At 64.0% G+C, this 9,329-nt stretch carries 9 protein-coding genes and 1 pseudogene; 9 read left to right on the top strand and 1 reads right to left on the bottom strand.

The features are described from left to right. Genes FJ443_RS16610 through FJ443_RS16600 form a run of 3 tightly spaced genes read left to right on the top strand, consistent with a single transcriptional unit; the run spans position 1 to position 1,832 of the window. Positions 1 to 870, top strand: coding sequence for a phosphoenolpyruvate hydrolase family protein (locus tag FJ443_RS16610; protein ID WP_140664918.1), 870 nt, complete (start codon positions 1 to 3; stop codon positions 868 to 870). Positions 871 to 872: 2 nt separating this feature from the next. Next, a complete protein-coding gene (locus FJ443_RS16605; RefSeq protein ID WP_140500417.1) occupies positions 873 to 1,307 on the top strand; it encodes a cupin domain-containing protein in 435 nt (144 codons plus the stop codon). 51 nt (positions 1,308 to 1,358) lie between these two features. Continuing rightward, positions 1,359 to 1,832, top strand: a complete 474-nt coding sequence (locus tag FJ443_RS16600; protein WP_140664916.1) for a hypothetical protein — start codon at positions 1,359 to 1,361, stop codon at positions 1,830 to 1,832. 123 nt (positions 1,833 to 1,955) lie between these two features. Here the strand turns inward: FJ443_RS16600 and FJ443_RS16595 are convergent, their stop codons facing one another. Continuing rightward, on the bottom strand, positions 1,956 to 3,143 hold the full coding sequence (locus FJ443_RS16595) for a Xaa-Pro peptidase family protein (protein ID WP_140664913.1): 1,188 nt from the start codon (positions 3,141 to 3,143) through the stop codon (positions 1,956 to 1,958). 368 nt (positions 3,144 to 3,511) lie between these two features. Between FJ443_RS16595 and FJ443_RS16590 the strand changes: the two genes are divergently transcribed. The 6 genes and pseudogenes from FJ443_RS16590 (at position 3,512) to FJ443_RS16560 (ending at position 9,320) form a co-directional block, all read left to right on the top strand. Then, entirely contained in the window at positions 3,512 to 5,122 is a 1,611-nt protein-coding gene (locus FJ443_RS16590; protein ID WP_140664910.1) for an ABC transporter substrate-binding protein, read from the top strand. A gap of 258 nt (positions 5,123 to 5,380) precedes the next feature. Next, positions 5,381 to 6,367 (top strand): ABC transporter permease, encoded by a 987-nt coding sequence (locus FJ443_RS16580; protein WP_140500427.1) that lies wholly within the window; start codon positions 5,381 to 5,383, stop codon positions 6,365 to 6,367. Then, positions 6,364 to 7,194, top strand: a complete 831-nt coding sequence (locus FJ443_RS16575) for an ABC transporter permease (RefSeq protein ID WP_140664907.1) — start codon at positions 6,364 to 6,366, stop codon at positions 7,192 to 7,194. Before FJ443_RS16580 ends, FJ443_RS16575 begins: the two co-directional genes overlap by 4 nt. Next, positions 7,191 to 8,029, top strand: a pseudogene (locus FJ443_RS16570) (ABC transporter ATP-binding protein). Before FJ443_RS16575 ends, FJ443_RS16570 begins: the two are co-directional and overlap by 4 nt. Further along, entirely contained in the window at positions 8,026 to 8,817 is a 792-nt protein-coding gene (locus FJ443_RS16565; RefSeq protein WP_140664905.1) for an ATP-binding cassette domain-containing protein, read from the top strand. Before FJ443_RS16570 ends, FJ443_RS16565 begins: the two are co-directional and overlap by 4 nt. Then, positions 8,814 to 9,320, top strand: a complete 507-nt coding sequence (locus tag FJ443_RS16560; protein WP_140500433.1) for an L-2-amino-thiazoline-4-carboxylic acid hydrolase — start codon at positions 8,814 to 8,816, stop codon at positions 9,318 to 9,320. The genes FJ443_RS16565 and FJ443_RS16560 overlap by 4 nt, the downstream gene beginning before the upstream one ends. The last annotated feature ends 9 nt before the right edge of the window (positions 9,321 to 9,329 follow it).

The raw sequence follows: 9,329 nt of genomic DNA, 5'->3' as shown, positions 1-9,329 counted from the left end.
ATGCCGGCAATACCGCGCAAGGACATACTGAAGAAATTCAGGGGGATGATCGACAAGGGCGTGCCGATCGTCGGCGGCGGCGCTGGCACCGGCCTGTCGGCCAGGGCCGAAGAGGCCGGCGGCATCGACCTCATCATCATCTACAATTCCGGCCGCTACCGCATGGCCGGTCGCGGCTCGGCCGCCGGCCTGCTTGCCTATGGCAATGCCAATGAGATCGTCAAGGAGATGGCCTACGAGGTGCTGCCGGTGGTCAGGAAGACGCCGGTGCTGGCTGGTGTCAACGGCACCGATCCGTTCGTCATCATGCCGCTGCTGCTCTCCGAGCTGAAGACGATGGGTTTTTCCGGGGTGCAGAATTTCCCCACCATCGGCCTGTTCGACGGCAGCATGCGACAGAGCTTCGAGGAGACAGGCATGGGTTTTGGGCTCGAGGTCGACATGATCGCCGAAGCCCGCAAGCTCGATCTTCTGACCACGCCCTATGTCTTCAACCCGGACGAGGCGCGCGCCATGACCAGGGCCGGCGCCGATATCGTCGTGGCTCATATGGGCGTGACGACGGGGGGCTCGATCGGCGCCACCTCTGCCAAGTCGCTCGACGACTGCGTGGTCGCCATCGACGCGATCGCCGAAGCGGCCCGTTCGGTGCGCAAGGATGTCATCCTGCTTTGCCATGGCGGGCCGATCTCGATGCCGGACGACGCCCGCTACATCCTCGAACGCTGCAAGGGGCTGCACGGCTTCTATGGCGCGAGCTCGATGGAGCGGCTGCCGGCGGAAGCGGCGATCGCCCGGCAGACCGCCGATTTCAAGGCCGTCACGCTTGGCGGCCTGAAGACGACCACGAAGAAAAAGAAGGGATCATGAGAATGACCGACAAGAGCAAGGTGTTCGTCTACCCGAAGGATGTCAGCGCCTTCGGATTCGACTGGGGAAAATTGTCGCTGACGGTCGCTCCGGAAGTGAACGGCGCGACCCGCTTTTCCGGCGGCGTCGTCGACCTGCCTTCCGGCAAGGGCCATACCCGTCATAACCATCCGGGCGCGGAAGAAATCATCTTTGTCATTTCGGGCCATGGCGAGCAGATGGTCGAGGACGAGCAAGGCAATCCGGTGGTCGAGAAGGTCGGCCCCGGCTGCACCATTTACGTGCCCGAGAGCCGCTTCCACTCGACGCTCAACACCGGCGACGGGCCGATGCAGCTGTTCGTCGTCTATTCGCCGGCAGGGCCGGAACTGGGATTGCGCGAACTGCCGGATTTCAGGTTGCTGCCGGCCGGGAACTCCCCTCGCTCGCGACTTTGAGGCGCCCTTCCGATATGCTATCGTCCAGCATGCCTCCTTGAGAGAGAAGCGATGACGCGTTTCAGTCCCCAGGAATTCGTGGAAAAGCTCGCAACGGGCAGCCTGCCGGATGGCAACCCGGCCATGACGGTTGGCGGTATTGTCAAGGCCAACGACGCCGACCCGTCAACGCTTCTCTTTTCGACCGATTTGTCCTGCGAATCCTGGATACCCGTGCCGCTGAGCTTGATCCAGACGGTCGAGCAGGTACGGACGGTCAACTGCAAAGACCATAAGCATCCGCTGGTCAAGATCGCTTTTACACCGCCCTCGCCGGATCAACGTGACATCAATGCCCTGCTTATGATCATGGCCGGGCTTCAGAGCCAACTCTCCTGGTTCCATCGCAACGCCAAGTCCGGCAGTCCGTGGGCGTCAACGTTTGCATCCGATTGCGCCGTCGTCTCCGCATCCGAGGGGCTTACCATATGCTGCACCCAGACGATCGACGGAAGATTGGAAGTCGTCTGCACAGGAATGGCTTAGTGCCTGTCGCACAAAAGTGACTTCTGTTTAGCGGCAACGGCAAAGCGCCGCGCATGAATTCGTTTCGACGCGACGCGCCTTAGAGACAATCGAGACCGGCACGCTCATTTGTAATGTGGCAGGTTACATGCCACCCCGGTTCCATGCCCGACCCCGATCCCCGAACATCACATAGCCGGTATCGGTAACCGCCACCGTATCCTCCAGCTTGATGAAGCCGCGCGTCGGGTGAAGCATGGTCGTCTCCACCGATAGCACCATGTTCCTCTCCAGCGGCTTGCCCGCATAGGTGCCTTCATAGGTCACCGGATGGTTGGTCATCAGGAACGGCGCCTCATGCGTGATCAGCCCCATGCCGTGAGCGAAGAAATCCGTGTAGGGCGCGACCTTGGATTTTTTCAGCACGCCTTCGGCATGGGAAATCATGTCACCACCCAGCGTACCCGCCTTTACCTTCGAGAACGCCGCCTGCTGCACCGCCTCGACCTCCGCCAGCAGGTCCTCCAACTCGGCATCCGGGTCTCCGAGAACCCCCATGCGGCAGAGGTCGCCGATATAGCCATGATAATTGCCGCCGGAATCGATCGACAGCACTTCACCCTTTTTCCACGCCTGCGGCGACGCCGCGCGGTTGTGGCTGGAGCCCAGCGTCAGCAGGCAATATTCGAAATGCGCGCCGCGATTGGTCTCCTCGCGGCGAAGCTGTTCGATCATCTCGCTCTTGGTCGTGCCTTCGCGCGCCCATTGGATGGTGGCCAGCATGGAATCGGTGATCAGTTCGGAGGCGATCCGCAGTTTCTCCAGCTCGGCCTCGGTCTTGATGGCGCGCATGCGCTCCAGCATGTCGGTGGCATCGACCAGCTTGGCGTCGGGGAGCGCTTTGCGGATCAGGGCATAGGCGTCCGACGGCAGGAAACCCGGCTCGATTCCGATGCGAGCGTCGCCCTTGCCGATCTTGCGCACATGCTCGACGGCGAGATTGGCGGCATCGAGGGTGCCCCAGCAGGCGGCATGCAGCGTCGGCGTCCAGAACGGGTGGTTCTGGTGTTCGCCACCCTCCATGCGGTTGCCGATATAGGCGGCGTGGTCCGGTCCGCCTTTTTCGTAGATCACGATCGGCAGGTACCGGCTGTGGCCGATCGCATCCATGGCGGCGAAGAAGATGAACTTGTAGCCGCCGAGCAGATATTGGGTGTTGTGCTTGGATGTCGCGAGCAGGACCTCGATATCAGCCTCTTCCATCAGGCCATCGACCCTGGCGTGGTCGAATGGGATGTCGCCAACGGCACTCTTCCCCGGAGCTATGTTCATTGTCTCTCTCCCTGAATGTCCGCGCGGATCGGCTGGACCGCCGGATGCCCGATCCCGATAGGTCTTCCGACTTCGGGTCAAATCTGCACCATTTTCGCCCATCTGGTCCAGCCAGAAACAGGCTCGCCCAGCTGAATGGCCGTCGCCGGTGCCGACAATGTGAGGTGCATCGGATGACCTGGTCTTACCAGGTCAGGTTTATCGACCACTCTCCCGTAACTGGTCCAGCGAACAAAAATTTCAAAGCCACGCCACGATGCGCCAATTCCGTCTCTGGCGAAAGCCACGGCAAGGCCCATAATCAAACGTGCATGGAAACGCCCGAAAGGCCTCCGTGCAAGATATGAGATAGAGGGGGGAATAGGATGATGCCGGAGTTCAGGATTTCACGCCGCACGGTGCTTGCGGGCTCTGCCATGCTTCTGGCCTCCACCGCGATGCCGACCTTGAGCTCGGCGCAGACGCCGAAGAAGGGTGGCCGCCTGGTGCTCGCCGCCGATTCCGAGCCGCGCAACCTCAACCCGGCCATCGTCGCCTCCAACGGCGTCTTCTTCATCTCCAGCAAGATCGTCGAAACGCTGGCCGAAGCCTCCTTCGATGGCAAGGACGGGCTTGCACCACGCCTGGCGGTCAGTTGGGAAGGCGCCGCCGACGGGCTGTCGGCGACCTTCAAACTGCGCGAAGGGGTCAAATGGCATGACGGCAAGCCGTTTACTTCGGCCGACGTCGCCTTCTCGGCGCTGCAGATCTGGAAGCCGCTGCAGAATCTCGGCCGCACCGTGTTCAAGGATCTGGCCGCGGTAGATACCCCTGATGAATTGACCGCCGTGTTCAAATTCGCCAAGCCGACGCCCTTCCAGCTGATCCGCAACGCTCTGCCGGCGCTGAGCAGCGTGGTGCCGAAGCACGTTTACGAAGTTGGCAAGATCGAGGACAACCCGGCCAACAACGCGCCCATCGGCACCGGCCCGTTCAAGTTCGCCGAATACAAGGCCGGCCAATACTACCGGCTGACGAAGAACACGGATTATTGGGGCAAGGGCGAGCCCTATCTCGATGAGATCATCTACCAGGTGCTGCCCGACCGCACTTCGGCGGCGAGCGCGCTGGAAGCAGGAGAGATCCAGCTCGCCGCCTTCTCCGCCGTGCCGCTGGCCGATCTTGACCGCATCTCGAAAGTGCCGGGCCTGAAGGTGATCACCAAGGGCTATGAGGGACTGACCTACCAGCTCGTCGTCGAGATCAATCATCGTCGCAAGGAGCTCGCCGACCTGAAGGTGCGCCAGGCGATCGCGCATGCCATCGACAAGGATTTCGTCGTCAAGACGGTGTTCCTCGGCTATGCCGCCACCGCCACCGGCCCGGTGCCGAAGAACGACCCGCAGTTCTATACCGCCGACGTCCCGACCTATGCCTTCGACGTCGCCAAGGCCAATGCGCTGCTCGACGAGGCGGGTTACAAGAAGGGCGCCGACGGCAAGCGCTTTTCGCTGAAACTGTTGCCGGCTCCCTATTTCAACGAAACCAAGCAGTTCGGCGACTATCTGCGCCAGGCGCTCGCCGCCATCGGCATCGACGCCCAGCTCGTCAACAACGATTCCGCCGCGCATATCAAGGCCGTCTACACCGACCACGCTTTCGACCTCGCCGTCGGCCCGCCGGTGTTCCGCGGCGACCCGGCGATCTCGACCACCATCCTGGTGCAGAGCGGCATTCCGGACGGCGTGCCGTTCTCCAACCAGGGCGGCTACAAGAACGATGCGCTGGACGCGCTCATCGCCAAGGCGTCCGAGACGCTCGATACATCGGCCCGCACCAATCTTTACAAGGAGTTCCAGAAAGAGGTGGCCGCCGACCTGCCGCTGATCAATGTCGCCGAATGGAGCTTCATCAGCGTCGCGCGCGACACGGTCGGCAACATCGCCAACAATCCGCGCTGGGCGGTATCGAACTGGGCGGACACATATCTGGAATCGTGACAGTATTTCGCGGATGAACGTTTGCGAAATCATCGTAGGCGTTGAGTTCTACGAGGCCCCCCTCTGTCCTGCCGGACATCTCCCCCTCAAGGGGGGAGATTGGCAACTTGTCTGTCCCGCGAATTTTCCGATGTTGGGGATTGGCGAAGCCAAAAATGACAGCCAATCTCCCCCCTTGCGGGGGAGATGTCCGGCAGGACAGAGGGGGGTGCCCAGGCGCGGTCCTAACCAACGTATCGCCAACCCATCGAGGGCCGCATGAACCGCGCCCTCACGCTCCTCCGCCGTCGCCTCGTCGGCAGCGTCTTCGTGCTTTTGATCGTCGTCATCGGCACGTTCCTGCTGCTCGAGGCCGCCCCGGGCGACGCGGTCGATGCCTATATCGTCTCTACCGGCGGCGATGCCGGCATGATCGAGCTGTTGCGCCATCGCTGGGGCCTCGACCAGTCGGAGCTGACGCGGCTCGCCAACTATCTCTGGGCGCTGCTGCATCTCGATCTCGGCCAGTCCGTCACCTTTTCGCGGCCGATCCGCGACGTGATCCTCGAGCGCCTGCCGACCACGCTGTGGTTGATGGGCAGCGCCACCGCGCTTTCCTTCGGCCTCGGCTCGGCGCTGGGCATCTATGCCGGCGCCAGGCCGGGCAGTTTTCGCGACCGTTTTCTCTCCATCGGTTCGCTGGCGCTCTACGCGGTGCCGGGTTTCTGGCTCGGCCTGGTGCTGATCGTCGTCTTCGCTGTCGACCTGCGCTGGCTGCCGATCGGCGGCATCGAGACCATCGCCTCCGGCAAGGCCGGCCTCGACCGCGCCGCCGACATCGCCATCCATCTCGTCCTGCCGGTCTCAGCCCTCGGCTTCATCTACCTGGCGCTCTATTTGCGGATGATGCGTGCCGGCATGACCGAGGTCTGGCGGCAGGATTTTGTGCTGGCCGCCCGCGCCAGGGGCTTGTCGCGCCGCCGCATCGTGCTTGCCCATGTCGCCCGCAATGCGCTGCTGCCATTGGTCACGATGCTCGGCCTGCAGTCGGCGCAGATGCTGGGCGGTAGCGTCGTCATCGAGAGTGTTTTTGCCGTGCCCGGTCTGGGTCGGCTGGCGCAGGAGGCAGTGGCCGCGCGCGACACGCCCTTGCTGCTCGGCATCATTCTCGTCAGCGCCGTCCTGGTCATCGTCATCAATCTTCTCGTCGATGTCGCCTATGCCTTTCTCGACCCGCGCGTCGGCGCCAGCGAGGCCGGCACATGAGCACGCTCCGCCGCTTTCTGCGCACGCCGGAGGCGGTCGCCGGCGCCATACTCCTGGCGGCATTGTGCGCCATGGCCCTGTCGGCGCCGCTGCTGTTTCCGGGCGACCCGCAAGCCATCGCCGGCCCGGCGCTGCTGCCGCCCTTCCAGGACTGGTCGCTGCCGCTCGGCACGGATCGCCTCGGCCGCGACGTGCTGGCCGAGCTTTTCCACGGCGCCCGCACGTCGCTTGCCGTCGGCCTTGCGGCAGCGGCCGCCGCACTGGCCATCGGCTCCGTGGTGGGCACGGTGGCCGGGTTTGCCGGCGGCCTCACCGACGAGGTGCTGATGCGCGTCACCGATGCCTTCCAGACCGTGCCGGGCTTTTTGCTGGCTCTGGCCTTCGTCAGCGTGGTCGGCCCTTCGCTCGGCGTCGTCGTGGCGGCAATAGCGCTCGGCACCTGGACCGGGCCCGCGCGCGTGGCCCGCGCGGAAGTGCTGTCGATCCGCGAGCGCGACTACGTTGCCGGCGCGCGCGTCATCGGCATGCATCCGCTGGAAATCGCCTTTCGCGAGGTGCTGCCCAATGCCTTGCCGCCGGTGCTGGCGCTGTCCTCGGTGATCGTGGCAGCGGCGATCCTCACCGAGGCGGCTTTGTCCTTCCTCGGCCTTGGCGACCCCAATCGGGTCACCTGGGGCGGCATGATAGCTGAGGGCCGCGCCGTGCTGCGCACCGCGCCCTTCCTGTCGATCGTACCCGGCATAGCACTGGTCCTGACGGTGCTCGGCGTCTATCTCGCCGGTGAAGGCATCGTTGAAACCACGGCGGTCCGAAGAGGCCTGTCGTGACCGCGCTGGCTTCGATCCGCAACCTCGCGGTGACCTACCGCCGTGACGACGGCGAGGTGGTGGCGCTGAGAGACATCAGCCTCGACATCAAGGCTGGCGAGCGGCTGGCCGTCATCGGCGAAAGCGGTTCGGGCAAAAGTACGCTGGCTTTGGCGATTGCGGGGTTGTTGCCGGCGAGCGCCAGGATTGACGGACGTATCGATTGGGTTTTGCGACCGTCGATGTTGGGTGCCAAGGCAGAACGCCTACCTTCCCGTTTTCTCGAAAAGGCACCCCTCCTCGGCCGCGATATCGGCTTCATCTTTCAAGACCCGTCCGCCAGCCTCGATCCTGTCATGACCGTCGGCAAACAGATCGCCGAAGTCTCCCGAACCCATCTCGGTCTCACATGGCCTCAGGCATACGCCAAGGCGAAGGATCTGCTCGAACGCGTCCGTCTGCCCGACCCGGACTCCGCCCTGCGCGCCTATCCGCATCAGCTGTCCGGCGGTCAGAAGCAGCGTGTGGCGATTGCAGCCGCGATCGCAGCCGGCCCGAGACTTTTGATCGCCGACGAGGCGACCAGCGCGCTCGACACCATCGTGCAGGCCGAGATCGTCGCACTGATCCGGCGGCTGGCGACAGAAGACGGCATGACGCTGCTGTTCATCAGTCACGACATCGCGCTGGCCGCCGAGCTTGCCGACCGCATTGCCGTGTTCCGGGATGGCGAATTGATCGAACTTGGCGCCACGCAGCAGATCGTCGGTGCGCCAACTGAAGCCTACACGCGCGCGCTGCTCGAGGCCCTATCGGCCTCGACGCCGAACCGCTGCACCACGGTATGATGGCATGAGCGCCCCTGTGCTGGCGGTTTCCAACCTTACCAGGCATTACCGCCGTGGCGGCAAGACGGTTACCGCGGTCGACGACGTTTCCTTCGAAATCGGGCCCGGCGAGACGCTGGCGCTGGCCGGACCCTCCGGCAGCGGCAAGTCGACGATTGCGCGGCTGGTGCTGCGGCTGATCGAGCCGGATGCCGGCCGGATCGAATTCGAAGGCCATGATTTCCTGGCTCTGGGCGGCGCCGGCTTGCGTGCGCGTCGCGCTCGCTTGCAGATGGTGTTCCAGGATCCGCTTGCCGCCTTCAATCCGCGCGCCACGGTGGCGCGCGTGCTTGACGATCCCTTGCGTATCCACGGGCTCGCCTCCCGTTCCGAGCGCCCGCGCCGTATCGCCGCCCTGCTGGAGCGCGTCGGGCTTACGGCGGAGCTCGCCTCTCGCGCCATCCACGAAATCTCGGGCGGCCAGCGGCAGCGGGTGGCGATTGCCCGCGCCATGGCCACGAAACCCTCGCTGATCGTGCTCGACGAAGCGGTGTCGGCACTCGATGTTTCGGTGCGCGGACAGATCCTCGATCTTTTGCTCGACCTGCAACGCCAGGAACGGATCGCTTATCTCTTCATTTCGCATGATCTCGGCGTCGTCAGGGCCGTCGCCCACCGCGTCATCCTTCTCGACGGCGGGCGGATTGCCGAGAGCGGCGATGCCCGCGCCGTCATCGATGCGCCGCGATCGGCTATCGGCAAGGCGCTCGTGGCAGCCGCACCAAAGCTCAGAAGAACCACGCAGGAAGCATCATGATCGACCCCGAAGCCAGAGCCGAGAAACTGTCGCGCGAACTCGATTCCGCATTCCGCAACCGGGCCGACCTCTATCGCCTGTTCCTGGATGAGTTGACCGGAGAGCTGGGCGCCGAAAGAGCCGAGGCGATAATGACCCGGACCATCGAGCAGCGCGGCAAGGAAGTGGCAGCAGCCGCCTTCGCCGCATTCGGTCCCAACGACGCGCGCTCAATCGGCGAAGCTTTCCTGTCGGTCAGCCCGGATGACGGCCGGATGTATCCGACCGATGTCGAACGCGGGCCCGACCGCATCGCCTTCAAGGTGAAACGCTGCCCCCTCAAGGATGCCTGGGTCGAGGCCGGCGTCGGCGAGGAAAAGCTCGCCACGCTCTGCCGCATCGCCGGCGCCTTCGACCGTGGCCTGTTCGAAGCGACCGGCGTGCGTTTCGACAATGTCACCTGGACGCCCGGCCACGGCAGCGGCTGCTGCCATATCGCGCTGACCAACCGCGATGCCGGCTAGCAATTGACG

The organism is Mesorhizobium sp. B2-6-1, assembly GCF_006440475.1.
Classification (GTDB): Bacteria; Pseudomonadota; Alphaproteobacteria; order Rhizobiales; family Rhizobiaceae; genus Mesorhizobium.
The sequence above is the reverse complement of the archived record's forward strand: the minus strand, read 5'-3'. Positions and strand labels throughout refer to the sequence as shown.